Raw genomic sequence first — 25,913 nt, forward strand, 5'->3', positions numbered from 1 at the left:
GAACCATGGCCTCGAAGCGGGTTCCCACCAGCCCCTATCCGGACCAGAAGCCCGGCACCTCGGGCTTGCGCAAGAAGGTGCCCGTCTTCCGGCAGCCCCACTACGTCCAGAATTTCGTCCAGGCGATCATCGACTCCATCCCCGACCGCAAGGGCGCGACTCTGGTGATCGGCGGCGACGGACGCTTCTACAACGAGCAGGTCGTGCAGATCGCCCTCAAGATCGCCGCCGCCAACGGTTTCGGGCGTGTGCTGGTGGGGCAGAACGGCCTGCTCTCGACGCCCGCCGCCTCCTGCGTGATCCGCAAGCATGGGGCCGTCGGCGGAATCGTCCTCTCGGCGAGCCACAATCCCGGCGGGCCGGAGGGCGATTTCGGCATCAAGTTCAACGGCCCCAACGGCGGGCCGGCGCCCGAGAGCGTCACCGCCGCCATCTTCGAGCGCACCAAGGCGATCGGCGATTACCGCATCTCCGACGCGCCCGACCTCGATCTGGGCCGGATCGGCACGAGCGCGATCGACGGAATGACGGTCGAGGTGATCGATCCGGTCGCCGACTATGCCGAGCTGATGCGCACGCTGTTCGACTTCGAGGCGCTCGGCAAGATGTTCGCCTCCGGCTTTCGGATGCGGTTCGACGCGCTCTCGGCGGTCACCGGCCCCTACGCCAAGGCGATCCTGGAAGGGGCGCTCGGCGCGGCGCCCGGCACTGTGGTCAACGGCGAGCCCAAGCCCGATTTCGGCGGGCACCATCCCGATCCGAACCCGGTCCACGCGCACGAGTTGTTTGACCTGATGCACGGCCCCGACGCGCCGGATTTCGGCGCGGCCTCCGACGGGGACGGCGACCGCAACATGATCGTGGCGCCCGGCCTGTTCGTCACGCCGAGCGACAGCCTCGCCATCCTCGCCGCCCATGCCCACCGGGCGCCGGGCTACGCGGGCGGGCTTGCCGGCGTCGCCCGCTCGATGCCGACGAGCCGCGCGGTGGACCGTGTCGCCGCCGCGCTCAAGATCGAGGCGTTCGAGACCCCGACCGGGTGGAAGTTCTTCGGCAACCTTTTGGATGCCGGCCGCATCACCCTGTGCGGCGAGGAGAGCGCCGGCACCGGCTCGAACCACGTGCGCGAGAAGGACGGCCTGTGGGCGGTGTTGCTCTGGCTCAACATCCTGGCCGCGACCGGCAAGCCGGCGCAGGACCTTGTGCGGGCGCACTGGGCCGAGTTCGGTCGCGACTACTACACCCGGCACGATTACGAGGAGATCGATTCCGCCGCCGCCCACCGGCTGATGGACGGCTTGCGGTCGAAGATCGCTTCGCTGCCGGGCACCCGGATCGGCGGGCTGACGGTCAAGGCGGCGGACGATTTCCGCTACGTCGATCCGGTCGACGGATCGGTGACGGAGGCGCAGGGGGTGCGGGTCACCTTCGCGGAGGATGCGCGCATCGTCTACCGCCTGTCGGGGACCGGCACCGCCGGGGCGACGCTGCGCGTCTATATCGAGCGCTACGAGGCGGCGCCGGACCGGCTGGAACAGCCGGTGGCCGAGGTTCTCGCCCCCGTCGTCGCAGTGGCACGGGAACTCGCGGATATCGAACGACTCACCGGCCGCGCGGAGCCGAGCGTCGTGACGTGACGGGCGCACCCTCACGCCGCCGGGCGGCGAGCGCCTGCGCCGCCCTGGCCCTCCTGCTGGCGACCGCACCGCCGGCCCAGGCCGCCGAGATCGCGCTCGGCGGCGCGCGGTTCGATCTGCCCGCCGCCTTCGAGGATTGGACACGGCGGGAGGCGAATGACGGCCTCCTGTTCCAGCGCGTCTACGAGCCGACAGGCCCGCGCGGGCGCAAGGGCATGGCGATCCTGCTGGTCGCCAAGCCGAAGCCCGCCTCCGGCGCCTTCGATGCGGCGTTCACGGGGTTCGTGCGCGGCATTAAACAGGTTCCGAGCGAGGGCAAGCCGCTCACCGCAAAGGCGGGCGAGACCCTCGACGGCCACCCGATCCGCATCGAGCAGCGCTGCTGCCGGTCGAGCGACGGGCTGCGCATGGGCGCATGGTTCGTCGGGATCGCCGCCGGGGGGAGCGAGCATTACCTCATGCTCCTCACGCTTCAGCTCGAACGGGAGGCCGAGAAACCGGTCCGCGAGGCGTTCCAGGCGCTGGTGCGCAGCTACCGCCCGTCGAGGGGCGACCGCGGCTTCGACCTCGCGCCGAGATCCGGTGATGGCGGGATGGAAGGGCTCTACGCGCGCACCGAGACGCGGCTGATGCCCAACGCCTTCGGCGGCATGGACTTCATCGCCGACCAAGCCACGCTGCTGTTCGACAAGAGCGGGCTCTACACGACCGAACTGCCCCGCGACGGCGACATGGCGCGCCATTGCCGCATCGCGGTCGCGAGCTGCGGCACCTACGCACTGAAGGGCGGCTGGCTCTCGGCCAAAAGCATCGACCGCGTCGAGGTCGAGAACCCATTCGGCCTCGCCAAGCGCTCCAGTGAGTCCTTCGCCCGCAGCGGCGACAGTATCAAGATCGGCGACACGACCTACGCGACGATGCCGCCCTTCGCCGAGGGTCATCGCTTCTCCGGCACGTGGAGCCACACCTTCGGATCGAGCGGGCCGACGGGCGCTGTCGGCGGTGCGCGCACGCTGAGCCTGACCCCGGACGGGCGCTTCACCCGCGAGGGCAGCACGGGCTTCTCCTCGACCGGTGGCGCGATCGATGGCGGGACCACCGTGGCGGGGCACAGCCGCCGGCCGCTGCAGAGCGGGCGCTACGCCGTCTCCGGCTTCCGGATCACGCTGACCGACGAGACGGGCGGAACGGAGTCGCTCAGCCTGTTCGCGCCGGACCGAGACTCGGACAAGCTTCTGGTGATCGACGGGGCGAATTATCTGAAGCAGGGAAAGTGAACGGGCTCTCGAAGATCCCGTCGCGCGACACCGGTCTTACGTCTGGTTCGGCTTCAACTGATAGAAGATATGCCGGCCGATCATGTCCTTGCGCTTGAGCCGGCGGGACCAGCCGGGGCGCACGTAGTCGGCGTGGTAGTGGGTCGCGCCGCCGACTTCGCTGACATAGGTCTTTCCCTCAATCACCGCGCTGGCGACGCGGGTGGCGCTGCGCCAGGATTCCGCATCGGTGATCCGTAGGGACTTGCCCTCGCAAGCGAACGAGAACTGGCAACCCATGAAGCGATGGCGGTTCTGGTAGACGACGCCGCAGACCGAGGACGGATAGAGCCCGCTCTTGACGCGGTTCAGCACCACTTGGGCGACCGCCGCCTGTCCCTCCTCGGGCTCGCTGCGGGCTTCGAAATAGACGGCCTCGGCGAGGCAGCGCTGCTCGCGGTCCATCGCATCCGGGTTGATCAGGTCGGCGTAGTGGGACTTGGCTTCCGGCGCCGACATCTGCGGATCGAGAGCGGAGGGGCCACGGTCGAGCCGGGCCGAGAAGCCGGGCAGAGAGAGATTCGACGCGGCAACCTCGATCGGGGTCGCGTCGGCGGGCGCCGGCGTGACCGAGGACAGGGCGACGGCACGGGGCGTGGCGGGGGTGGCGCCGTCCGAGTCGGCGAGAGCAGGGAGGCCGTTCTCCCCCGGCTCGGCCTCATGGGGCGCGCCGGGGGCCACGAGTCCGGCATCGATGACGTCGGGACTCCACGAGGTCGAGGCCACCAGCGCGCCGGTGACCGCACCATCGCGCTCCGAGAGTCGATCGGCCCCAAGCGTCGCATCGGTGCCCGCGGTGGCGGTAAAGGAAACCAGCAAACCGCTCGCCAGCATCCACGGCACCACGGCCGAGACGATCCAGCGGGGGCCAAGGCCCAGGCCTCGAACGCGCCTCGTACGCACCGCCGACACTCCACGCTCACAAGCGGCCGGAGCCCGCAGCTTAAGCCAAGCCGGGGCAGCCGTTCCTCACGCGTGGAGTTTAATCGCGAACGTGGTTGCCGGACGGTTAAGGAGCCGGGCGGCCGTGGCGCTGCGCCAAGCCGTTCACCAGGACCGCGACGTAGCCGCTGCCGTTCTGCGAGGCGATGATCGCCCGGCCGGCTTCGCGCTCGTTGCGGTCGGCCTCGAGGTAGACGAACCCGATCACACCTGTGGCGGCGGCCAGCGTCGCGAGGATCCAGAGATAGGCAGCCTGCATCGCCCGGTGACCGGGGCTGATGACGCGATGATCGAGGAGGGCCGTGGGGGAGTCGGGATGCGACATGGCTTGAAGTCCCGCGGGTGCCCTGGCCGGAAGACCAATCGGCGCTCGCCGCGCTGGGGTCTTCCGCTAGCAGGTAACGTGCCCGGGCAACACGGGTTCAGGGGGCTGTCCGCAAAATTATTGCGACGCTTGCCCCGCCTTTCCTGAAATCCCCGCGGGCCGGGAGCCCGCCGGGTCGTCGGTCACAGACCTCAGGCGTCGGTCTCAGGCATCCTTGCCGAGGGCCGCCTGGGCCGCGGCGAGGCGGGCGATCGGCACGCGGAAGGGCGAGCAGGAGACGTAGTCGAGCCCGACTTCCTGGCAGAAGGCGATCGAGGCCGGATCGCCGCCGTGCTCGCCGCAGATGCCGAGCTTGAGCCCGTTGCGGGTCGCGCGGCCGCGCTCGGCGCCGATCTTCACGAGTTCGCCCACGCCTTCCTGATCGATCGACACGAACGGATCGACCGAGAGGATGCCCTTCTGGGTGTAGGGTCCGAGGAAGGTTGCGGCGTCATCACGGGAGATGCCGAGCGCGGTCTGGGTGAGATCGTTGGTGCCGAAGGAGAAGAACTCGGCCGTCTCCGCGATCTCGCCGGCTTTGAGCGCCGCGCGCGGCAGCTCGATCATCGTGCCGACCTGATAGTCGAGCTTTGCGCCCGTCTCCTCCGATACGGCCTTGGCCATGGCATCGATGCGGGCCTTGACGATGTCGAACTCCATCCGCGTGAACACCAGCGGCACCATCACCTCCGAGGTCACCGGGGCGCCGGTATCCTTGGCGGCCTGCACCGCTGCCTCGAAGATCGCGCGGGCCTGCATCTCGGCGATCTCGGGGAAGGCGATGGCCAGCCGGCAGCCGCGGAAGCCGAGCATCGGGTTGTGCTCGGAGAGCTCGCGGATGCGGTTGCGGATCTTGTCCTCGCTGATGCCGGTGGCCGACATCACCTCGCGGATCTCCTCATCCGTGTGCGGCAGGAACTCGTGCAGCGGCGGATCGAGCAGGCGGATCGTGACGGGCAGGCCCGACATGATCGTGAACAGCTCGACGAAGTCCTGGCGCTGGTAGGGGAGGATCTTGGCGAGGGCCGCGCGGCGGCCTTCGGTGTCGTCGGCGAGGATCATCTCGCGCACCGCCACGATCCGGTCGCCCTCGAAGAACATGTGCTCGGTCCGGCACAGGCCGATCCCTTCCGCACCGAACTTGCGGGCGGCGCGGGCGTCGGCCGGGGTGTCGGCGTTGGTGCGCACCTTCATGGTACGGACCGCATCCGCCCACTCCATCAGCGCGGCGAAGTCGCCCGACAGCTCCGGCTGGAGCATCTTGACCTCGCCCTGGATCACCTGGCCGGTCGAGCCGTCGATGGTGATGACGTCGCCCGCCTTGAGCGTGACGCCGCCGACGGTCAGCGTCTGCGCCTTGTAGTCGATCCGAATCGAGCCGACGCCGGAGACGCAGGGCTTGCCCATGCCGCGGGCGACCACCGCCGCGTGGCTGGTCATGCCGCCGCGGGTCGTGAGGATGCCCTCGGCGGCGTGCATGCCGTGGATGTCTTCCGGCGAGGTCTCGATGCGCACGAGGATGCAGCGGCGCTCGGCCTTCTTGGCGGCTTCCGCGGCTTCCGAGTTGAACACGATCTCGCCGACCGCGGCGCCGGGCGAGGCCGGCAGGCCGGTGGCGATGACCTTGCGCTCGGCATTCGGGTCGATGGTCGGGTGCAGGAGCTGATCGAGCGCGCCCGGCTCGATGCGCTTGATCGCCTCTTGCCGAGAGATCAGGCCCTCGCCCGCGAGCTCGACGGCGATGCGCAGCGCCGCCTTGGCGGTGCGCTTGCCGTTGCGGGTCTGAAGCATCCAGAGCTTACCGCGCTCGATGGTGAACTCCATGTCCTGCATGTCGCGGTAGTGCTTTTCGAGGATCCCGTAGATCCGCGTAAGCTCGGCGAAGCTCTCGGGCATCGCCTTCTCCATCGAAGGCTTGTCGGACTTGGCCTCGATGCGGGCCTTCTCGGTGATGTCCTGCGGCGTGCGGATGCCCGCCACCACGTCCTCACCTTGGGCGTTGATGAGGAACTCGCCGTAGAGCGCGCTCTCGCCGGTGGAAGGGTTGCGGGTGAAGGCCACACCCGTGGCCGAGGTGTCGCCCATATTGCCGAACACCATGGCCTGGACGTTGACGGCCGTGCCCCAGCTCTCGGGAATCTGGTTCAGCTCGCGGTACTTCTTGGCCCGCGGAATCATCCAGGAATCGAACACCGCGCCGATCGCGCCCCAGAGCTGGTCCTCGGGCTTCTGCGGGAAGTCCGAACCGTGCTCGTCGCGGACGATCTTCTTGTAGACGCCGATCAGGTGCTTCCAGTCGTCGGCCTTCAGCTCGGTGTCGAGGTTAAGGCCCTTCTCTTCCTTATAGTGCTCCAGCGCCTCCTCGAAGGCGTGATGCTCCACGCCGAGAACGACGTTCGAGTACATCGTGATGAAGCGGCGGTAGGAATCGTAGGCGAAGCGCTCGTCGTCGGCGTCCTTCGCCATCGCCTCGACGGTGGCGTCGTTCAGGCCGAGATTGAGCACCGTATCCATCATGCCCGGCATCGAAGCGCGAGCGCCGGAGCGGACGGAGACGAGCAGCGGCTTGTCGGCATCGCCGAAGCGGCGGCCGGTGAGCGCACCCACCTTGTCCAGAGCAGCCTTCACCTCGTCGGCGAGCTCCGCCGGGTAGGTCTCGCCGTTCTGGTAGTAGTAGGTGCAGACTTCCGTGGTGATGGTGAAGCCGGGGGGTACCGGGAGACCGAGGTTCGACATCTCGGCGAGGTTGGCCCCCTTGCCACCGAGGAGGTTGCGCATCGACGCCTCGCCCTCGGCCTTGCCGTCACCGAAGGAATAGACCCATTTCGTCATCAGTCTCTCCGCTGGACGGATCCGGCGACCTGAGCGCCGCTCACGCGGGCGTGGCGCATCTCCTGTCGCAGTGCAAGGATAAGCTTCGTGCCACTCCTCGGTGAGGCGTGACGATGTGTCAGCTCTGTCAGAGCCTAGCGCGCTCGCCGAAAAAGGGGAGTGCGCCTGGCGCGGAAGAGCGCGGGACGGCCAAGGTTGCGCTGCAAAAAGCCGGTTCCCGCGGATCGCCGGGCAGCGCGAGCCTTCGCTTCTCCGGCAGTCGTAGCTCGCTCGCCGTCACGAGAAATGGCGCAGGACACCCAGACCGATCAGCCCGACGACGATCAAATAGATCGCGACGATGTAGTTCAGCAGCCGCGGCGCGATCAGTATCAAGATACCCGCCAGGATCGCGATGATCGGCTGAAGGTGCGAGATGGTGATGGTCATGGACGGGCGTTCGAGAGCGTTCCCGCGGCCAAGCTTGGCCGCAGGATAAGGACGCTCGACGAGCGCGGAAAGTTCCCCGACGCCGGCCGATCGGCCGAAGCCCTCGATCAGACGCGGTACTTGCCGCTGCGCTTGACCACCACGCGGGCGCCGACGGGCACGCGCTCGTAGAGATCGACGATGTCCTCGTTGAGCATGCGCACGCAGCCCGAAGACATCTGCTCGCCGATGCTCCAGGGCTCGTTGGTGCCGTGGATGCGGAAGAGCGTGTCACGGTTGCCATTGTAGAGGTAGAGCGCGCGCGCGCCGAGCGGGTTGTCGATGCCGCCCTTGCGCGAGCGTTCGATCCCGGGATTGAGCGAGACCATCGTCGTGGTCGGGCTCCAGTCCGGCCACACACCCTTGCGGCCGACCCGCGCGTCCCCCTTCCACGAGAAGCCGGCCTTGCCGACGCCGACGCCGTATTGAAGCGCGGTGCCGCCCTCCTGCACCAGGGCGAGCTGGCGCTTGTCGATGTCGACGACGATCGTCCCCGGCGCCTCGGGGCCGTTATAGGCGACCTCCTGGCGGCGGTATTTCGGGTCGATCCGCGACCGGTCGACCAGCGGCACGTCGAACGGCTTGTCGGGCATCGTGCCGATATACCAGGCCGCATCATCATCGCCGCCGGCCATAGGACCCGGCTTCGACGATTGGCAGGCCGCAAGCGGGACGAGGCAGAACGCGGCGAGCATCACGCGGCGGGTCGCCATCCGAACCGGGGTGAAGCCGGCCGTGCCGGCGGCATTCGTGCCGGCAGTCTTGGGGGCAGCCATGGCGGCTCCTGTCGCCGCCGCAGAGGGCGGGTTAGCGTTGTACATCATCCGCCATGACTACCCGCCTCAGGGTCGAACAGGTGTGACTTCAGGGCCGCATCGCGTGAGGAACGTTGCCGTCAGGCTGCCTCGTCGAGGGCAAGCGCCGCGTTATCTGCAGCGCACAACCGCGTGAGCCGGAGGGGAAGGATGCCCGAGACCGAGACCCAACTCGTCGACGAGGCTGGCGCCGCGATCGCGACGCTGGCGCCGGCGATCCATCTCGACCATTGCGTCATCCACGTCTCCGATTGGGAGCGCGCGACGGCCTTTTACCGGGACGTCTTGCAAGCCGAGGTGATCCCCTTCGGCAAAGGCGTGGTGTTTCGCTTCGGCGGCGTTCAACTCAACGTGCACGGCCCCGGCCAGATCGGCACGCCGCGCGCCCGCGAGCCCGTCATGCCCGGCGGCAGCGAGCTGTGCTTTCGCTGGTCCGGCACGATCGAGGAGGCGATGGCGCATCTCGCCGCCCACGGCGTCACGGTCGAGCTGGGTCCGGTCGAGCGCAAAGGCGCGGCGGGGCAGGGCGTGAGCGTCTACTTTCGCGATCCGGACGGCTCCCTCATGGAGTTCATCACCTATCCGACGCCCTGACCTTGACGCCGATCCCTCCACCGAGCGCGGAAGCCGGCCGTCCGCCCGGCGTCTCAGCGGGATCGGACCCGCCTGTTTCAGGCGTTGCCGATCCGCTCGGCCAAGCGCTGATTGGTCTGCTCCAGGCGCAGCGCGAGTTCACGCATCACGGCGATGCCGATCTGCGGAAACTGGGCGAGCAGCTCGATGAACACGTCGCGGTCGATCCGCAGGGCGGTCGTGGGCGTGTCGGCGATCACGGTCGCCGAGCGCGGCTGATCGGCCAGGATACCCATCTCGCCGAGGAGGGCGTTGGGCCCGAGCAGGGCGAGGCGCACGGGCCCCATCGGACCATCGATCGAGACGGCGGCGGACCCTTCGAGGATGAGGTAGGCGGCGTCGGCGGCCTCGCCGCGCGCGAAGAAGGTCTGTCCCGCCTCGAAATGCACCCGCTCACTGGTGAATGCGAGAAGCTTGAGACGCGACGGCTCGACCTCGCGAAACAACGGCACCTGCCGTAGCGACGTCACCTCGTTGTCGAGGGTCATGGATACACTCCGATCCGCCTGCAGGACTGCAGGCGGAAAGGCCCGCGGGTAGACGCACGGGCGGATCGTGTCAAAACCGCCGCGTCTTCCCATGCTGCAGGCGCAGCCAGCCGCGATGACGGGGGCGGCACATCGGTACGATAGTGCCGGTGCTCACGACTCGCGCCGGGTGGACAGCCCGAGCTCGCCGGAGCCCGGCGGGCCGCGCTTGGCGCTCGCGTTCGGCTGCGGCGAATCGACAGGCTCCTCGTTCGTCGTCGGCGTCAGGCTGTCTTCCGGCGCGGGCATGGCCGGCAGCGGCGACCTGTTCGGCTCGGGAAGACCAGAGACTCCGTCCGCCGGGGCGGGCTTGGCCATGAGTGAACGCTTTACCATATATCGGTTCGTCATCCCGGCTCCTGATGGTGCTGGACGGCCTGTGGAGACCTGTTCACAACTCCGCGCAATGCGCGGGTGAGAGCAGAGCTAACGTTTGGACGAAACAGGTGTTTCCCGGACCGCGGCCGCCGATACGGCCAAGGAACAATCGAAAGGGATGACGGTTGAGGAGGGTGTGAAGATTTTGCCTGAGGAGGCGCTGATGGCATCTGGTAATTCCACCTCGAAGCGAGGTTTCGCTTCCATGAATATCGAACGGCAGCGCGAGATCGCCAGTAAGGGGGGTCGTTCGGTGCCCGCCGAGAAGCGGTCTTTCTCGCAAGATCGTGAATTGGCCTCTTCGGCCGGCCGCAAGGGCGGTCAATCGACGGGCCGCACGGGCGAGGCTTAACCCGGCCGAGGCGGCTCCGGGCGCGTCGCGCGCTCGTCCGCCCGGCCCTTTGAAAATAGAAATATATTTCCAACTGCGGGCGCCTTCAGGCGTCTGTTTGTTTTTATGCCCGCTCTCGGACCATCGTATCGGCACGTGCCAATTCGCGCCATTTGACGACGAGGTCTTCGAATACCTGGAGTTCGGCCTCGTCGAGTTGGCCTAAGGTTCGCGTGACATAGGCGGCCTGCGCGGCGATCCCTCGGGCTGCGATCTCAGCCCCCGCTGGCGTGAGATGAAGCGCGTGAGAACGGCGATCACCGGGAATCGGACGGCGCTCGACGAGTCCGGCTTCGACCAGACGATCGATCAAACCCGATACATTGCCTTTCGTGACATAGAGACGCGCCGCCAGTTCCTGCTGCGTCAGCCCTTCGCGCTCACTCAAAGTCGACAGCACGTCGAATTGCGGGATCGACAGGCCGAGTTCTCTCAGTTCGCCGGCCACGGCAGCCGTGACGCGCCGACTGAGACGGATGAACCGGAACCAGACCCGCAGGGGATCTACGGGTTCGGCGCTCGACGCGGGACGGGCTTGACGCTCGGACATGTCCGTCCAGCTTGTAGCAGAGGGATTTACGCCGGGCAGCCGAGTGGCGCGGTTCACCCCCAACCTGTAGACTGCTCGGCAGCTAATCCGCACCTCGTATCCTATCTCGCATCTCCAGGGTCATGCGTCGTCAGCTTCTCGATGAACCGGTGACGCGGGCCGGCCGCTATGCGCGGACGCTGGCCCTGTTCTCCCTGATCGTCACCGCCATGGCGGTCCTGATCGTGCGCAGCCCATCGGCCGAGCCGACGCCGGCCCTTGCCGTGCTTGGAAGCGGGATCATCCTCTCCGTGGTCGCCGTGGCCTTCGCCTTGTTCGCGATGGTGCGGGTTTGGCGTGACGGCGCGGGCGGGCTCGGCGCCGCTGTCGGCGGCCTCTTCCTGGCAAGCCTCGTCCTGGCCTATCCGGCCTATGCCGCGCTCAAGGGTGTGCGCCTGCCCACCCTCACCGACGTCTCAACGGACACGGAGCGCCCGCCGGCCTTCTCGCGCTCGCGGCTGGCCTTTGCCGCCCGCGACGGCCGCTACCCGCCAGAGCCCGGACCGGCGACACGGGAGGCGCAGCGGGCGGCCTATCCGCAGATCGCGCCGCTGACCCTCGACGTGGAGGCCGACGAAGCCTTCGAGCTGGCACGCAAGGCGGCGGTGAACCGCAAGTGGCAGATCATCGAAGCGATCCGGCCCGGCGGACGGATCGGCAACGGCCGCATCGAGGCCGTGGCCCATACCCGGATCCTGAACCTGCCCGCCGACATCACGGTGCGGGTGCATCCGCGGGCGGACGGCGCCCGCATCGACGTGCGCTCGGCCTCCCGGATCGGCGATCGCGATTTCGGCGACAACGCCGACCGCATCCGCTCCTACCTGGACGAGGTCGCCAACCTCGCCATCGCCCTGAAGTAGCCGGCGCCGGTCCGCGCCGTGCGGCCCCTCAGGCGGGCCGGAACGATCCCCCGAGCAGAGGCGGCCCGTCGGTGACGGCGAGGCCACGCTCCACCAGATCCTCGAGATGGGCGAAGACGGACAAGGCTGCCGCACCGCGCAGGTGCGGCGCGAGGCCTTGGTAGACGGTGCCGACGATCGCCGCGATGTCGTGATCGCCCGCCTCGAGCCGGGCGCGGATTGCCGCCTCGCGCTGGCGGCGGTGGGCGGCCAGCCCCCGCACGAAGCGGCGCGGATCGCGCACCGGCCCGCCATGACCCGGCCAGTAGAGCGTCTCACCGCGTTCGCGCAGGCGATCCAGCGATTCCATATAGGCCCGCATGGACCCGTCGGGCGGCGCGACGATAGAGGTCGACCACGCCATCACATGGTCGCCGGAGAACAGCACGTTCTCTTCGGGAAGGGCGAAGGCCAGATGGTTCATGGTGTGGCCGGGGGTTGCCACCGCGGTCAGCGTCCACCCGTCGCCGGTCAGGCTCTCGCCATCCGCCAATTCCCGGTCGGGCCGGTGCTCGCGGTCCGCGCTGGCATCGAGGGCGGGCAGTTCGTTCTCGGCAAGCTGCCGCGCGGCCCGGTGCGGGCCGCAGCCGACGATCGGCGCGCCCGTGCGCGCCTGAAGCAGGCGCGCGCCCGGAGAATGGTCGCGGTGGGTATGGGTCACGACGATGGAAGCGACTCGCTCGCCCTCCAGTGAGGCCAGCAGTCCCTCGATATGCGCCGCCTCGGCCGGTCCCGGATCGATCACCGCCACCCGGCCGTGCCCGACCACGTAGCTGCAGGTCCCGGTCGCGGTGAAGGGGCCGCCATTGGGGCAGATCCGCCGCCGCACGAGGGGGCTCAACGTCTCGGTCCGCTCAGGCGCTGGCAGAGCGCTCTCGAAGCCGGGAGAGGGGTCTTGCGCGTCCGCGGACGGTTCACTCATGGGGACGACTTCAAACGACGACGGTGGCGCCCGCCTACGACAGCGCGGCGCTTTCGCCAACTCGCGGCCTGACCTCCAAGGCGGCGATCAATGCCCGAACGGCGAGGCCGCCACCACGCGGACCGGGACGAACCCCTCGCCGCGCGAGACGACCGGCGCGAAGCCCGTGGAGGCCATGTCGGTCCGCAGCTTCATGGTTTGCGCTTCGGCCACGCGCAGGCGGCGGGCTCCGGATCGCGAAGCGCGCAGCACCTCCTGGAACGCGGCTTGCGCCGTATCGCGACGCAGGGCTCCGACCCGCTCCTCGATGGCCCCGCGGCCGCGCTGACTCAGGGCCGCGACCCGGTAATCGACGAGCTTCGGCCCCGCGCGGGAGAGGCTGGCGACGAGATCGGCGCCCTCTTCCGAGGCCACTACATCGCCTGGGCGCAGGGTGCGGTCGTCGGCCAGAGGTATCAGCGGTCCCGCAACACCCGACGGCTGGCACGAGCAGTTCTCGACGCGGGTGCGGCGATAGAGATTGGCCGAGGCGGTGCGCAGGTAAGGTCGGCCGTCGAGACCGGCCGATTGCTCCATCTCGAACCGTCCCGGCGCCAAGGTGAACAGGTCGGTCTGCGCATTCGGGCAGGCAGCGGCGCAGGCGGCCGCGTGAACGGCAAGATCTGCCCGCGCCTGCAGGCGGCCCAGGGGAAACACGTAGCCGTCGCAGCGGCGCACGCAGACGGTCCGCGTTCCGGCGGCGAAAGCGGCGGCGGAGACTACCGCCCGCTCCCGGCGGCTTGGCCGCACCGGACGTCCATCGAGGCGCGGCGTGCGCTGTACGAAGCGCTGCCCGGCGGCGGGCCGGGTATCGGGCAGCGATGCGTAACGACGGGGCGCCCTGGGCACGGACCTCGCGACGGGCTCGGGGGCAGCCCCTGCACCAGGGAAGATCGCTTCGAACAATCCGTTGAATAGCCCGCGCTCGGAAGCCCGCACCATTGTCGCCGCACTCGTCGCGCCGATGCCGATCAGCAGGCCAACGACGGCAGCTGCGAGGAAGCGTCGGCGCGGCCACCGGGTTGGCGGCACCGGGGCCCGACCGGCGGCGCCTCTCGCCATCGACGTTCCAGGCTTACGCTTGCCGAACTCCATCCCCGCCGCCCCTTCGCTCCGGCGCGTGCGAGTGTGTCCGCTCTCGAAGCAAGACCAGCCGAACGGATCGCCCGGCTCTCAGCTAGGCCGCTGGTCGTGGTGGTGACAATTTCGGAAGACCACGCAGATACGGGCGAAAGGCGTCGTCTTGCACGGGGAATTAGCTTTTCCCTCTGGGAAGAGACCGAAGATCAGACGCGTTCAGGCCAGCGCGGCACCACGTCCAAACCGGCGACCGTGCGGCGATCGGCGGACCGTCGAATGCCAAGAAAAAAGCGCCGCCCGAAGGGACGACGCTGAGATTGATCGCCTCACAGCGATCGAAGAAATGGGTCAACGGCGTGGCTGCCTGCCTCAGCGGCGGCGAGCGGATTTCACCCGGACGGGAACAGGCTGCAGGACCGGCTGCGGCGCGAGCGACGACACGAGTCGGGCGGCGGCCTCCAAGACAGCTTTCACCTGTGCAGCACCGGGAACTAAGGGCTTTTTCTGTGCGGGCACGCCAGAGGCCTCCTTCACATCATCAAGTCTGGTCGTCGTCTTACCGTAAGATGGTGACGAACGGCCGGCTTTGCCAGTCGGTTCCGAGAGCCTGCGACCGTCGCACGCGGTTCGTAATAAACTCTTCACGCCATCGTGGCGGCAAAAGGAACTTGCGGCGAAAACTTGGCGTTATTGCTTCCAAGAGGCGGCGGCACGGGCCGCGCCAGTTGTTGGAAGGAAGTTCGACATGCTCGGGTGGGCAGTTACGTTCCTGGTGGTTGCCCTCGTTGCAGCCCTGCTGGGCTTCGGCGGCATCGCCGGCACGGCCATGGAGGCCGCCAAGCTCGTGTTCTTCGTCGCAATCGTCCTGTTCGCGATCTCGGCCGTCATCGGCCTGATGCGCGGCCGTTCGACGACCTTGTGACCCTCGCCTGACAAACGAGCCGCCCCGATCCCGGGTGCGGCTCGAACCGTTCGACCGGCATCACGAGACAGCGTCAGGGGCCGCTCGGCTCCCCCGTTTTCGGCCCGTCATCCTCAAGCCGCGCGATCAGATCGCGGAAATGGTCGGGGATTGGCTGCTGCACGACGGAATCGTACATCGCGCGCAGGTGGCTTCCGATGCGACGCTGCGTCTGGTCATTCAGACCGTTGTCGCCACGCACCCGAGTGGGCCGGTCCCCGGAAGGGAACGTGCCGGCCGGCTCGTCCTCGTTCATGCTTCTAAGATCCCCTTGCCGCCACATCCGCCGCGATTGTCTTGCAGCTTGACATGAGTCATGGCTGCAGCAGCAACGCGGCCATGCGGCCAGGGTTCCGCATGGGCCAGGAACGGACGTCGAGCCCCCGCGTTAGGGGCGCATCGATAACGAAGAGCGAAGAGGCTCAGGGGAACTCATGTCGACAGCACAACTGGTCGTGCAGCACCTTCCGTACCTGCGCCGTTATGCGCGCGCGCTCACGGGCAGTCAGGTGGCCGGCGACGCCTACGTCGCCGCGACACTCGAAACGCTGGTCAACGAGCCTGAGACCCTGGGTCGCAGCACGAATGTCAAGGCCGACCTCTTCCGCGTCTTCACGCGGATCTGGAACTCGCTGTCCGTCAATGGTCACAGCGATCAGGTGCAGCACGACCTGCCGGCCGAAGTCCGGCTCGGCCAGATCACGCCACTGCCGCGTCAGGCCTTCCTGCTTTCATGTCTCGAAGGCTTCTCCGAGGAAGATGCGGGCGTGATCCTCGACGTGGACGTGAACAAGGTGCGCGATCTCGTGGACGAGGCGGGACGCGAACTCGCGGCCGACATGGCGACCGAGATCCTCATCATCGAGGACGAGCCGCTCATCGCCATGGATCTCGAAGCCCTGGTGGAAGGGCTCGGACACAATGTCATCGGCGTGGCGCGCACCCGGAGCGAGGCGGTCAAGATCGCCTCCGAGAGCAAACGTCCCGGCCTGATCCTCGCCGACATCCAGCTCGCCGACGGCTCGTCGGGCCTGGATGCGGTCAACGATCTACTGAAGACCTTCGAAGTGCCGGTGATCTTCATCACGGCCTACCCGGAGCGCTTCCTCACCGGCGAGCGGCCCGAGCCGGCCTTCCTTATCGCCAAGCCGTTCCAGCCCGCCAACGTCTCGGCGGTGATCAGTCAGGCGCTGTTCTTCCAGCAGAGCGCGCGCCGCCGTGAGGCGCACAACGCCTGAGCCGACTTCCGACGCTTTCGAAAGGGCGCTGGCCGCAAGGCCGGTGCCTTTTTTCTTGGCAGCACCCGAGGCTCTCGGAGCGACCCACGCCCATCCCAGCCGCACGCCACTCGAGCAAGAAAAAACGGGCCGGACCATTGTCCGACCCGTGAAGAGGTTCCGGCCGATGCACAAGGGGAATGCGGGGAGGACCAGGTGGCCGGGTGCTTCATCAACGAATGTCGGCCGCCTGAGTTCCGGAAGCCACACCGAAACGCCGGTTTTCCATCCACAGGTGCCTTTATGCCACGTCCATGCCGATTCGCCGTCTCGGGGTACCAAGCCAGAGAGATCAGCGATTGAGGCAATAATACTGACTTGATCCGAAGCGGGACAGTGAAGGAACCGGCGATCCGAAAGCAGCGTTGTGCTAACAACCTGTCAAGCTCCCATCGGAGATCGCAAAGATGCTTCGGACCGGCTTCGTCCTCGGTGTGAGTGTTCCCGCTGCGATCCTGACCCTGATTCTGCTGCCGGCCGTGCGGCAGGAGGCGGATGCGATGGGCGCTCCGACCGCTCCGCGCCTCGCCTACGAGACGCCCGCAACGCCCCTGCCGGGCATGCGCCCCTACTCCACGGCCCTTTCCCCGATCCATGTCGCGACGGCTCCGCGCCCGTCAACGCGCACGGAGACCGTGCCGACCCGCTCGGCGCAGGAGGAGCTTCCGGCAAAGCCCCGCCGCCTGACGAAGGAAGGCTGCGAGATCCCGCTTAGCTCTCTCGTCGGACCCGAGGCACGCCGCATGGTGCCCGGCCGCTGCATGACCTGATCGATCCGGGTCGGTCGGACATCAGGCCGGCTGGGAGACCTTCTCCACGTCCGCGGTCGGTCCCGCCGGCCCCATCCGCTCGCGCGCCACGAGCCGATCGCCCGGCGCGAAGGTGCCCAGCGGCACGTCACGGTCCGGCAGGACGACTGTCGTCAGCGCGTTGACGTGGACGAGCACGTAGCGCCTCTGCGGCAGCGAGGCCGCCGCCCATCGCCGCAACTGGTCATGATAAGGCGCACGCTTCCACGCACCCGCCTGGCCTGGATCGACCTGCACGTTCAGGAACCGCGTCACCGGGTCGAGGCTGAGCACCATCTTGGCCCGGTCCGGCCGCCACTCGGGCCCGATCCAGGCTTCCGTCATCCAGAGGCAGTGGAAGGCCCGGCAATGGTCGGGCCGCTCCGCGTGGATGCCGCATCCGCCGCCCGTACGGACATGCCGGCACCACCGTCCCGCCGGACTCTCGACCGCGGGCACGTCGTAGACCTTGCAGCAGAGCGTGCAGGGACCGCAGGCACGGCCCGGAGCGGGTGCGGCGACGAAGGTGGCCGGATCGAGCATCGCGAGCGGTCGTTGCGTCTTCGTGGAAAGCGGGCGGCGCCTTCCTGAGGGAGATTGCGGCCGTTAGTGTGGCGGCGCTGCCGGCGCATCCTGTCGGCGTAGTCTTTACGGCTGCCGCATCATGCTGTCGAACATCGCCGCCCGCGACGTCGAGACCCTGATCCACCCCTACACCAACCTCTCGACCTTCCGCGAGACCGGTCCCCTGGTGCTGGAACGGGGTCACGGCGTCTGGGTCTACGACACCGACGGGCGTCCTTACCTCGAAGGCATGGCCGGGCTGTGGTGCACCGCCCTCGGCTACGGCAACGAGGAACTGGTCGAGGCCGCCGCCGAGCAGATGGGTCGGCTGCCCTTCGCGCACCTGTTCTCGGGCCGCAGCCACGATCCGGCGATCGAGCTGGCCGAGACGCTCAAGGAGCTGATGCCGGTTCCGACCTCGAAGATCTTCTTCACCTCGTCGGGCTCGGAGGCCAACGACGCGCAGGTCAAGCTGCTCTGGTACATGAACAACGCGCTCGGGCGCTCCCGCAAGAAGAAGATCATCGCCCGCAGGAAGGGCTATCATGGCGTGACCGTCGCCACCGCCTCGCTCACCGGACTTCCCGCTAACCACGCCGACTGGGACCTGCCGATCCCAGGCTTCCTGCACGCCGCATGCCCGCACCATTACCGCGGCGCCGAGGCCGGCGAGACCGAGGAAGCCTATTCGCAGCGCCTCGCCGCGGAGCTCGAGGCGCAGATCCTTGCCGAGGACCCCGACACCGTCGCCGCCTTCTTCGCCGAGCCGGTGATGGGCGCCGGCGGCGCCATCGTGCCGCCCGCCGGCTACTTCCCGGCGATCCAGGCAGTGCTCGACCGCTACGACGTGCGCGTCGTCGCCGACGAAGTGATCTGCGGCTTCGGCCGCCTCGGCACGTGGTTCGGCAGCGAGGCGCTCGGGATGCGTCCGCACACCCTGTCCTTCGCCAAGGCGTTGACCTCCGGCTACCTGCCGCTCGGCGGCATCAGCATCGACGAGCCGCTCTACCGAGCGATGCTGGACGAGAGCGTCAAGCTCGGCGGCTTCGGCCACGGTACCACCTATTCGGGCCACCCGGTCGCCTGTGCGGTCGCCAACCGCGCGCTCCACATCTATCGGCGCGATCGCATCGTCGAGCGCGCCGCCGAGCAGGCCCCGCATTTCCAGGCGGCCCTGGCGCGGCTGGCCGATCACCCGCTGGTGGGCGAGGCGCGCGGCATGGGGCTGATCGGCGGCATCGAGATCGTGGCCGACAAGCCCTCAAAACGCCAATTCGAGCCGAAAGCAGCCGTGGCGGCGCGCTGCGTCACCTTCGCCCAGGATGAGGGATTGATCGTGCGCTTCCTGGCCGGAGACCGCATCGCCGTCTGCCCGCCGCTGGTGATCGAGCCGGACGAGATCGACACCCTGTTCGAACGCCTGACCCGCGCCCTCGACCGCACGGCGGCCTGGATCGCCCAGGAAGGCCTGCAGCCCGGCCCGGCAGCGTGAAGGCCCGAGCCCTCGGAGCTGGGATCAAGTCGCCGGCTCTTCGGATGTAAATCGACAGAGGGCGTTGCAAGACGGGCTATAGTGCAGTGCACTAACGCGTGGCTGAAAAGTGACGCGGCCCGTTGCCCGATTTGTCGGCCTGCTCGAATGTCCGGCATTTCGGCTGCCTTAAGCTTCCGTTCATGTCACCGGATGGATCAAGGATCAGTCGGCATCTTCTCAATCTTGCCACGACGAAGGTGTGTAACGGGCGTCCTCGCCCCGCAAGCGAGGTATGAGACCCAGTCGATGCGGCCGCACACCGGCCGTCCCGAAGCGCAAACAGGACAGGACCCATGTACGCCCCCAGCCGAACCCCGACCTTCGCGGCAGAGCCGGGCAGCGCCGCCCCGGTGACCGTGGCCGGGGATCGCGAGAGCTTCCGCCCCGTGGCCCTCCCGGCGCTGGCCGCCGCCGTCCATGTGAGCCGCAGCGCGGTCAAGGCGTCCCGCGCCAAGCCGGAAGCCCGGAACGCCTTCCGCTTCGTACATGAGGACGAGCCCGTCGACTGAGGCTCGGCGCCGCCGCGGCCCCGTCGGCTCCGGCGGCATGCGCATGCTCCCGACCCGCAGGCAGGTTCTGGGCGGTTTCGGCGCCTCGGCGCTGACGTTTGGCTCGGGAGGCGCTTACGCGTTCCTCGTCGAGCCGCGTTTCCGGCTCGCCCTGACGCGCTACAGCCTGACCCCGCCGGGCTGGGACCCCGACCTGCGCCTTCGCATCGCCGTGCTCGCGGATCTCCATGTCGGCGAGCCGTACATGCCGCTCGACCGCGTCGCCGAGATCGTCGCGGCGACAAATGCCCTGGCGCCCGACCTGATCCTCCTGCTCGGCGATTATCCGGCGGGACGGAAGGTGACGTGGCACCGGGTTCCGCTTTCCGATTTCGCGCGGCTCGCCGAGGGGCTGCGCGCTCCGCTCGGGACCTACGCCGTCCTCGGCAATCACGATTGGTGGGACGACCACGCGGCGATGCTGGCGGGTAGGGGACCGGTTGAGGTCCGCAGCCTGCTCGAAGCCCGCGGCATCCCGGTCCTGGAAAACGATGCGGTGCGGCTCATCCAGGGCGGCCGACCGTTCTGGATCGCCGGCCTCGCCGACCAGGAGCCGTTTCTGCCGATCGGCAGCCGCCGCAGCCTCGCCGACATTCCGGCCACGCTCGCGCAGGTGACCGATTCGGCGCCGGTGATCCTGATGGCGCACGAGCCCGACATCTTCGTGAAGATGCCGGACCGCGTCTCGCTGACGCTGTCGGGCCATACCCATGGCGGCCAGATCCGCGTGCTCGGCTACTCGCCGCTGCTGCTCTCCCGCTACGGCCAGCGCTTCGCCTACGGCCACGTGGTCGAGGAGGGGCGCCACCTGATCGTCTCCGGGGGCCTCGGCGTCAGCCGGGTGGGCGTCCGGCTCGGCGTGCCGCCGGAGATCGTGCTGGTCGAACTCGGCGGCGTGCCCTTCGCCTGATTGCCCCTCTATCCGGTTGTCCGCGCATCGTCCCGAACGCAGGTGGCCACCTTTCGGGACGATGCTCGATCCTCTCGTTCGCGCATCGTCTTTTCCCGAAAGCCGGTGGCTACCTTTCGGGACGATGCTCGATCCTCTCGTTCGCGCATCGTCTTTTTCCCGAAAGCCGGTGGCCACCTTTCGGGACGATGCGCTTGCCCTCATCCCTTCTGCGATGCCGAGGTGCCGACATGCAGGAAGCTGCGCTCGCCGGTCGCGGCTTCCGCCACCTGCTGGATCGTGTCGAGAAGATGGGCGATCGGGCGCGGCCCCGCATGCGGGGCTAGGGCGTCCGGCGCGACCCGGCGGGCGGCGGTGCGCCCGGCCCGGAGCTGCGCCTCGCTGAGGACATCGAAACTACGGCCGACTCGTCGGTTCATGGCTCTCTCCCCTGAACCCGACCGTGATGCGGCCATGGTAAACGAGGCGTTAACGATCACAGCACGAGGCGGTAGCGGCAGAAATCGTCAGCTGCGACGAAGCGCTCGTAGAGCCGCCGGGCCTGCACATTCCCGCTCTTCGTGTGCCAATAGAGACGCGACCAGCCCCGCGCCGTCCCCAGCGCGACGAGATCGGCGATCAGCGCCCGGCCGATCCCGGCACCGCGCGCCTCGGGAGCGACGAAGAGATCCTCCAGGTAGCAGATCGGCGCGGTGGTCCACGTCCCCTCGTGCAGAACGTTGACCGTCATGCCGACGAGGCTCCCGTCCGCCTCCGCGAGACGGGCGAAGACCGGCGAGGCCGGATCGAGGATGCGCCGCCACGTTGCGGCGGTCACCGCCTCGGCGAGATCCTCGCCGTAGAAAGCGAGGTAGCCCGCCCAGAGCCGACGCCAGCCGCTCTCGTCGGCGGCAGCGGGATCCCGGATCGTCATGGCGCCCTCCGTGCCGCATCCTCGGCCCAGAGATGAATCGCGGCATAGGCGCGCCAGGGTCGCCATGCTTCCGCGCGGCCGAGAAGTCCGGCGCGGCTCGGCCGCCCGGCACCGGTATCGAGGGCGCGCATCAGCCCGACATCGCCTGCCGGGAAGGCGTCGGCCTGCGCCATCGCTCGCATGGCGACGTAGTGCGCGGTCCACTCGCCGATGCCAGGCAGGGCCTTGAGCCGGCCGACTGTCTCGTCGAGCCGACCGCCCGGTGCGAACAGGTCGGGCGTCGCCCGCATCGCCGTCGCAAGCCCCTGGATCGCCCGGCCGCGGGCGCGGGGCATGTTGAGCACGAGCGAGATCTCGGCCTCGACGAGCTGCTCCGGCGTCGGAAACAGGTGGGTCAGGCCCGGTTCGGCGCTCTGCTCCTCCGGTGTGAGGGGGGTGCCGAAGGCGGCCACGAGGCGACCGGCGAGGCGCGTGGCGGCGGCGACTGAGACCTGCTGCCCGAGGATCGCCCTCACCGCCAGTTCGAACGCGTCGAAGGCCCCCGGCATGCGCAGGCCGGGCCGGCGCGTCACGAGGGCGGCGGTGAGCGGGTCGCGCCCGAGGCCACGAGTGATCGCCCGCGGGTCGGTGTCGAGATCGAACATCGCCCGAACCCGCGCCAGGACGGCGCCACGGGCGTGCTGCGCATCGAAGCCGCGGATGCGCACCGACAGGGCGTCGGCTTCAGGCATGACAGACAGCGTGCCACGCCGCCCCTCGAGGCTAAACGTGCGGGCGTAGCGGCCTGGGGTCACGATCTCGACGCCGGGACTCGCATGATCGGCGAAGAAGCGTTCGAGATGCGCCCAATCGTAGGGCGGTCGCACCGCGAGCACAACATGCGCGTCGGCTTCGCGTGTCGTCGGGAGAGAGGCGAGCGTCATCGTTCAGGGTACAACAGCACGGCACGAAGGTCGAAGCCACTCTCCGGCGGGGCTCAGCCGCGTGCAACCGGTTCGGTGCTCTCGAACTCGGCGGTATCGCCCACGAGATCGGTCAGCGACACGGCCAGGAGGCGCGCGTCCTTCAGATGCAGGGTCGCATCGGGCGTGAGCCAGAGCGGGTGCAGGGCGCTGTGTCGGCCGGTCACGCTGCCATGGGCGCGGACGATGCCGTCCCGCCGCTCCACGACGAGCTTGTAGCGAACCTTGACCGGCGCGATCCCTTCCGCGGACAGAGCGCCGCGGCCGCTCTGAACCTGGAGAACTTCGTTCGGCTCGAACATCAGGCGGGCGACCGCAACCGGGAAGGAAAGGCAAAATGGTTTGCCACTTAATCCCGAATTACGTCACCCTTGTTCCGCCGCCAAGATCCGGCGGTAACACACGCGGACGTCTTAAACGCCTTTTAGGACGTTCCGCGAGGTACCGGAGAGCCCGCGATGGAGCAGGCTCGCGCGACACGATGCGGTTACGTCAGCTCGCGCACAGTCACCCGGCCGCGCTCCACTGAAAGCGCCATTCGCCCGTGCTTGAGCGCGAGGGCCTTGTCCCCGAACAGGCTGCGGCGCCAGCCCTGAAGCACGGCCACGTCCGCCGCGTCATCCTCGGCCAGGGCTTCCAGATCGTCCACGGTGGCGATGATCTTGGGTGCCACGCCCTCGGCCTCGGCCACCGCTTTGAGCAGCACCTTGAGGAGATCCACCAGCGCGCCGCTGCCGCCGCCGCGCGAGCGGCTGCGCTCCGGCAGCGCGATCTGCGACAGATCGCGGGCGAAGCCCCGCTCCACGGCGGCAAGGATTTCGGTGCCGGTACGCGAGCGCTCGAAGCCGGCGGGAATGGTGCGCAACCGCCCCAACGCCTCGACGCTGCGCGGCCCGGCGGTGGCGATGTCGATCACCGCCTCGTCCTTCAGAATGCGGCCGCGGGGCACGTTGCGACTCTGCGCCTCCGCCTCGCGCCAACCGGCGACTTCCATCAGAACCGCGATCTCGCGCGGCTTGCGCATCCGGCCCGCGAGCCGGCGCCAAGCCTGGGCCGGTTCCGCCTGGTAGGTCTCGGGCGAGGTCAGGACCGCCATCTCCTCATCGAGCCAGAGGCCGCGATCCGTGCTCAGCAGTTCGGCCGCCAGCACCTGATAAATCGTCACGAGGTGGGTGACGTCGGAGAGGGCGTAGGCGAGCTGCGCCTCGGAAAGGGGGCGGCGCGACCAGTCGGTGAAGCGGGAGGACTTGTCGATGCGCGCCTTGGCGACATCGTTGACGAGCTGCTCGTAGGAGACCGAGTCGCCGTAGCCGCAGACCATGGCCGCGACCTGCGTGTCGAAGAACGGGTGCGGCAGGAGCCCGCCCAGCAGCCAGATGATCTCCAGATCCTGGCGGGCCGAGTGAAACACCTTCACGGTGCTCTCGTCGGCCATCAGGTCGAAGAACGGCTTGAGATCGAGATCTTTCGCGAGCGGATCGACGAGACAGGCGAAGCCGTCCGGAGCCGCCATCTGAATCAGGCAGAGCTTCGGATAATAGGTCGTCTCGCGCATGAACTCCGTATCGACGGTGACGAAGGGCTGCGCGGCGAGCCGGGCACAGGCGTCGGACAAGGCCTGCGTTGCGGAGATCAGTTCCATGAACCGGCTATACCGAAGGTCTCGCGTGATCGCGAGACGACGGGAGGCCTCTTGTCCCCACGCGATTGCAGCGAAGCGGGAAAACTTCGCCCGTTCAGGCCGCTCGGCGGGGCTTATGCGCCTTCCGCTGCGTCTCGGCGCGCGCCAGCAGCCAATCGAGGATGCCGGCCTCGATGCGCGTGCCGGAAGCGGGCTCGGTCAGCCGCCGGATGCGATCCGCGCGCAAACCGCGATAGAGGCCGTGCGCCCGGTCGGTTCCGCCGAGCAGCGTGCGGCCGGGCCCGAGCTTCAGCTCGCGCGCGTCCAGGGTGCGCGTGGTCCAGGCGCCGCGAGCATCCTCGTAGACGACCTCGAACGTTCCTTCGATGGGAAGCGTCCGCCAGAGGTCTCGCGCCGCGCCGGCAGGCGCCGGCGCAGCCGGGCGGCGGGCCCGGAGACCGGGCGCCTTGGTGGGGTGAAATTCTCGAAATTCCATGGACTTGATATGGGATTGACCCCTGTTTTCCACAAGCGCGTGCAAGGCTCCGCGGTGCCGTCATGACGCGGTGCGAAAACGAACTTTGCCTTCGATATCGGATTGTATCCGGGCTAAGGTCACGCTTGGCGGGGACGAGCGGAAAACGGTTCGCGGGAGAGGCGGAAATGGGTGAGACACGGTTCCGAGCGGCGCGTCGGGCGCTCGCGGGGATGCTGGTTGCGGTTGTTTGCGTCGTCCTCCCTCCGCTGCCCTCGCAGGCCCAGACCTTCCAGACCGCGGCCATCCACGCGATCCTGATCGACGCCGAATCCGGCTCGGTCCTGTTCGAGAAGGCCGCCGACGAGCCGTTTTCTCCGGCGAGCATGGCCAAGCTGATGACCGCGGAACTCGTGTTCCGCGCCATCAAGGAGGGGCGCCTGTCCATGGACACCGAATTCACGGTAACCGAGGACGCGTGGCGCCGCGGCGGGGCAGGGGGCGGCGGCTCCTCGATGTTCGCGCAGGTGAACAGCCGCATCAAACTCTCCGACCTGCTGCGCGGGCTGATCGTACAATCGGGCAACGACGCGGCGATCACCATCGCCGAGAACATGGCCGGCACCGAGGAAGCCTTCGCCGGGATGATGAACCAGCGCGCCAAGGAGATCGGGCTGACGCGCTCGACCTTCCGCAACGCGACCGGTTACTCGGCCCCCGACCAGAAGGTGACGGCCCGCGACATGGCGCGGATCGCCCAGTACCTGATCGACAATTATCCGGAATTCTACAAGATCTACTCCGAGCGTGAGTTCACCTGGAACAAGATCAAGCAGCAGAACCGCAACCCGCTCCTCACCCTCGACATCGGCGCCGACGGCCTGAAGACCGGCTATCTCGAAGAATCGGGCTACGCGCTCACCGGCTCGGCGGTGCAGAATGGCCAGCGGCTGATCATGGTCGTCTCAGGGCTGAAGACCGCCCGCGACCGCGCGGCGGAGACCCGCAAGATGATGGAATGGGGTTTTCGCGCCTTCGAGCCGCGGCAGGTCTTCGCCGCGAACGAGACCGTGGCTGATGTCTCCGTCTTCGGCGGCGAGAAAGGCTCGGTGCCGGTGGTGGCCAAGAAGCCGGTGCGCCTGCTCCTGCCCCGCGGCGCCACGGACCGCGTCACGGCCAAGGTCGTCTACCAGGGGCCGCTCGTCGCGCCGGTCGAGCAGGGCCGCGAGGTGGGCCGTCTGCGCGTCACCCGCGGCGATGCCGTCGCGCTCGAACAGCCGCTCTATGCCGGCGAGACCGTGGAGGCCGGCACCCTGTCGCAGCGGGCCCTCGACGCGGCGCTGGAGGTCGGCACCGATCTCGTCCGCCGCGCCTTCGATAAGGCCAAGGGCGGCAACGGCTCGGGCGGAACCTCGGCAGCCGGGGCGGCGAACGGCAATTCCTGAGACCGGTCGCGTTCGATTGTTTTGAACCGGCCGCCGTTTCCGTCGGCGAAGCGATCCGGCCGCGCGACCCTCTCCGGAGA

30 protein-coding genes are annotated in these 25,913 nt (G+C 68.4%); 12 read left to right on the forward strand and 18 right to left on the reverse strand.

The features are described 5' to 3' along the window. The first annotated feature begins 5 nt into the window (after positions 1-5). Positions 6-1,637 carry an alpha-D-glucose phosphate-specific phosphoglucomutase gene (locus LPC10_RS14390; protein WP_231342728.1) on the forward strand — a complete coding sequence of 544 codons (1,632 nt, stop codon included), beginning with the start codon at positions 6-8 and terminating at the stop codon, positions 1,635-1,637. After that, complete coding sequence (locus tag LPC10_RS14395) at positions 1,634-2,914, forward strand: hypothetical protein (protein WP_231342729.1); 1,281 nt, start codon at positions 1,634-1,636, stop codon at positions 2,912-2,914. Before LPC10_RS14390 ends, LPC10_RS14395 begins: the two co-directional genes overlap by 4 nt. A 36-nt stretch (positions 2,915-2,950) precedes the next feature. Here LPC10_RS14395 and LPC10_RS14400 read toward each other — a convergent pair whose 3' ends face one another. The 5 genes from LPC10_RS14400 to LPC10_RS14420 form a co-directional block, all read right to left on the reverse strand. Continuing rightward, positions 2,951-3,856, reverse strand: coding sequence for a cell wall hydrolase (locus tag LPC10_RS14400; protein WP_231342731.1), 906 nt, complete (start codon positions 3,854-3,856; stop codon positions 2,951-2,953). Between the two features lie 106 nt (positions 3,857-3,962). Next, a complete protein-coding gene (locus LPC10_RS14405; protein ID WP_231342732.1) occupies positions 3,963-4,220 on the reverse strand; it encodes a hypothetical protein in 258 nt (85 codons plus the stop codon). Between the two features lie 204 nt (positions 4,221-4,424). Then, positions 4,425-7,091: a pyruvate, phosphate dikinase gene (gene ppdK / locus LPC10_RS14410; RefSeq protein WP_231342734.1), complete on the reverse strand. Its 2,667-nt coding sequence runs from the start codon at positions 7,089-7,091 to the stop codon at positions 4,425-4,427. Between the two features lie 276 nt (positions 7,092-7,367). Further along, positions 7,368-7,520, reverse strand: coding sequence for a DUF3096 domain-containing protein (locus LPC10_RS14415; protein WP_108940751.1), 153 nt, complete (start codon positions 7,518-7,520; stop codon positions 7,368-7,370). Between the two features lie 107 nt (positions 7,521-7,627). Next, on the reverse strand, positions 7,628-8,335 hold the full coding sequence (locus LPC10_RS14420) for a L,D-transpeptidase (RefSeq protein ID WP_370644493.1): 708 nt from the start codon (positions 8,333-8,335) through the stop codon (positions 7,628-7,630). A 189-nt stretch (positions 8,336-8,524) separates the two neighbouring features. On the opposite strand from LPC10_RS14420, the gene LPC10_RS14425 reads away from it, so the two are divergent. Continuing rightward, positions 8,525-8,968: a VOC family protein gene (locus LPC10_RS14425; RefSeq protein ID WP_231342735.1), complete on the forward strand. Its 444-nt coding sequence runs from the start codon at positions 8,525-8,527 to the stop codon at positions 8,966-8,968. Positions 8,969-9,045: 77 nt separating this feature from the next. On the opposite strand, the gene LPC10_RS14430 is transcribed toward LPC10_RS14425, so the two are convergent. Further along, positions 9,046-9,495 (reverse strand): Crp/Fnr family transcriptional regulator, encoded by a 450-nt coding sequence (locus LPC10_RS14430; RefSeq protein WP_231342736.1) that lies wholly within the window; start codon positions 9,493-9,495, stop codon positions 9,046-9,048. Between the two features lie 153 nt (positions 9,496-9,648). After that, positions 9,649-9,852, reverse strand: a complete 204-nt coding sequence (locus LPC10_RS14435) for a hypothetical protein (RefSeq protein WP_370644494.1) — start codon at positions 9,850-9,852, stop codon at positions 9,649-9,651. Positions 9,853-10,075: 223 nt separating this feature from the next. On the opposite strand from LPC10_RS14435, the gene LPC10_RS25700 reads away from it, so the two are divergent. Then, on the forward strand, positions 10,076-10,264 hold the full coding sequence (locus LPC10_RS25700) for a general stress protein (RefSeq protein ID WP_041371474.1): 189 nt from the start codon (positions 10,076-10,078) through the stop codon (positions 10,262-10,264). A gap of 103 nt (positions 10,265-10,367) precedes the next feature. Here the strand turns inward: LPC10_RS25700 and LPC10_RS14445 are convergent, their stop codons facing one another. Beyond that, a complete protein-coding gene (locus LPC10_RS14445; RefSeq protein ID WP_231342740.1) occupies positions 10,368-10,853 on the reverse strand; it encodes a MarR family winged helix-turn-helix transcriptional regulator in 486 nt (161 codons plus the stop codon). 122 nt (positions 10,854-10,975) lie between these two features. Between LPC10_RS14445 and LPC10_RS14450 the strand changes: the two genes are divergently transcribed. Continuing rightward, positions 10,976-11,755 carry a DUF1499 domain-containing protein gene (locus LPC10_RS14450; RefSeq protein WP_231342742.1) on the forward strand — a complete coding sequence of 260 codons (780 nt, stop codon included), beginning with the start codon at positions 10,976-10,978 and terminating at the stop codon, positions 11,753-11,755. A 28-nt stretch (positions 11,756-11,783) separates the two neighbouring features. Here LPC10_RS14450 and LPC10_RS14455 read toward each other — a convergent pair whose 3' ends face one another. Next, positions 11,784-12,716, reverse strand: a complete 933-nt coding sequence (locus LPC10_RS14455) for an MBL fold metallo-hydrolase (RefSeq protein WP_231342744.1) — start codon at positions 12,714-12,716, stop codon at positions 11,784-11,786. A gap of 87 nt (positions 12,717-12,803) precedes the next feature. Continuing rightward, entirely contained in the window at positions 12,804-13,604 is an 801-nt protein-coding gene (locus tag LPC10_RS14460) for a DUF2865 domain-containing protein (RefSeq protein ID WP_231342746.1), read from the reverse strand. 976 nt (positions 13,605-14,580) lie between these two features. Here LPC10_RS14460 and LPC10_RS14465 point away from each other — a divergent pair. Then, entirely contained in the window at positions 14,581-14,757 is a 177-nt protein-coding gene (locus LPC10_RS14465) for a DUF1328 domain-containing protein (RefSeq protein WP_012454900.1), read from the forward strand. Positions 14,758-14,830: 73 nt separating this feature from the next. Here the strand turns inward: LPC10_RS14465 and LPC10_RS14470 are convergent, their stop codons facing one another. Then, positions 14,831-15,052, reverse strand: a complete 222-nt coding sequence (locus LPC10_RS14470) for a NepR family anti-sigma factor (protein WP_231342748.1) — start codon at positions 15,050-15,052, stop codon at positions 14,831-14,833. 178 nt (positions 15,053-15,230) lie between these two features. On the opposite strand from LPC10_RS14470, the gene LPC10_RS14475 reads away from it, so the two are divergent. Then, a complete protein-coding gene (locus LPC10_RS14475; protein WP_017486160.1) occupies positions 15,231-16,034 on the forward strand; it encodes a response regulator in 804 nt (267 codons plus the stop codon). A 446-nt stretch (positions 16,035-16,480) separates the two neighbouring features. Next, a complete protein-coding gene (locus LPC10_RS14480) occupies positions 16,481-16,843 on the forward strand; it encodes a hypothetical protein (protein WP_231342749.1) in 363 nt (120 codons plus the stop codon). A 21-nt stretch (positions 16,844-16,864) separates the two neighbouring features. On the opposite strand, the gene LPC10_RS14485 is transcribed toward LPC10_RS14480, so the two are convergent. Beyond that, entirely contained in the window at positions 16,865-17,404 is a 540-nt protein-coding gene (locus tag LPC10_RS14485; protein ID WP_231342750.1) for a hypothetical protein, read from the reverse strand. Between the two features lie 121 nt (positions 17,405-17,525). On the opposite strand from LPC10_RS14485, the gene LPC10_RS14490 reads away from it, so the two are divergent. The 3 genes from LPC10_RS14490 to LPC10_RS14500 all read left to right on the forward strand — a co-directional run bounded on the left by LPC10_RS14490 (position 17,526) and on the right by LPC10_RS14500 (position 20,417). Then, the gene (locus LPC10_RS14490; RefSeq protein ID WP_231342752.1) at positions 17,526-18,917 is read left to right on the forward strand and encodes an aminotransferase; all 1,392 of its coding nucleotides are present in this window, start codon (positions 17,526-17,528) and stop codon (positions 18,915-18,917) included. 335 nt (positions 18,918-19,252) lie between these two features. Then, positions 19,253-19,468, forward strand: coding sequence for a hypothetical protein (locus LPC10_RS14495; protein ID WP_231342753.1), 216 nt, complete (start codon positions 19,253-19,255; stop codon positions 19,466-19,468). A 37-nt stretch (positions 19,469-19,505) separates the two neighbouring features. Next, the gene (locus tag LPC10_RS14500) at positions 19,506-20,417 is read left to right on the forward strand and encodes a metallophosphoesterase (RefSeq protein WP_231342754.1); all 912 of its coding nucleotides are present in this window, start codon (positions 19,506-19,508) and stop codon (positions 20,415-20,417) included. A 200-nt stretch (positions 20,418-20,617) separates the two neighbouring features. Here LPC10_RS14500 and LPC10_RS14505 read toward each other — a convergent pair whose 3' ends face one another. The 6 genes from LPC10_RS14505 to LPC10_RS14530 form a co-directional block, all read right to left on the reverse strand. Beyond that, positions 20,618-20,836: a hypothetical protein gene (locus tag LPC10_RS14505; protein ID WP_231342755.1), complete on the reverse strand. Its 219-nt coding sequence runs from the start codon at positions 20,834-20,836 to the stop codon at positions 20,618-20,620. A gap of 56 nt (positions 20,837-20,892) precedes the next feature. Further along, entirely contained in the window at positions 20,893-21,330 is a 438-nt protein-coding gene (locus tag LPC10_RS14510; RefSeq protein WP_231342756.1) for a GNAT family N-acetyltransferase, read from the reverse strand. Beyond that, complete coding sequence (locus LPC10_RS14515; RefSeq protein ID WP_231342757.1) at positions 21,327-22,253, reverse strand: DNA-3-methyladenine glycosylase; 927 nt, start codon at positions 22,251-22,253, stop codon at positions 21,327-21,329. The genes LPC10_RS14510 and LPC10_RS14515 overlap by 4 nt, the downstream gene beginning before the upstream one ends. A 53-nt stretch (positions 22,254-22,306) precedes the next feature. Then, positions 22,307-22,594 carry a hypothetical protein gene (locus LPC10_RS14520; RefSeq protein WP_108940768.1) on the reverse strand — a complete coding sequence of 96 codons (288 nt, stop codon included), beginning with the start codon at positions 22,592-22,594 and terminating at the stop codon, positions 22,307-22,309. A 185-nt stretch (positions 22,595-22,779) separates the two neighbouring features. After that, positions 22,780-23,934, reverse strand: coding sequence for a ribonuclease D (rnd, locus tag LPC10_RS14525; protein ID WP_231342760.1), 1,155 nt, complete (start codon positions 23,932-23,934; stop codon positions 22,780-22,782). A 94-nt stretch (positions 23,935-24,028) separates the two neighbouring features. Then, complete coding sequence (locus tag LPC10_RS14530) at positions 24,029-24,409, reverse strand: hypothetical protein (protein WP_231342762.1); 381 nt, start codon at positions 24,407-24,409, stop codon at positions 24,029-24,031. 212 nt (positions 24,410-24,621) lie between these two features. Here LPC10_RS14530 and LPC10_RS14535 point away from each other — a divergent pair, with 212 nt between their 5' ends. Next, on the forward strand, positions 24,622-25,833 hold the full coding sequence (locus LPC10_RS14535) for a D-alanyl-D-alanine carboxypeptidase family protein (RefSeq protein ID WP_231347053.1): 1,212 nt from the start codon (positions 24,622-24,624) through the stop codon (positions 25,831-25,833). Positions 25,834-25,913: the final 80 nt, after the last annotated feature.

The organism is Methylorubrum sp. B1-46 (assembly GCF_021117295.1).
GTDB lineage: Bacteria > Pseudomonadota > Alphaproteobacteria > Rhizobiales > Beijerinckiaceae > Methylobacterium.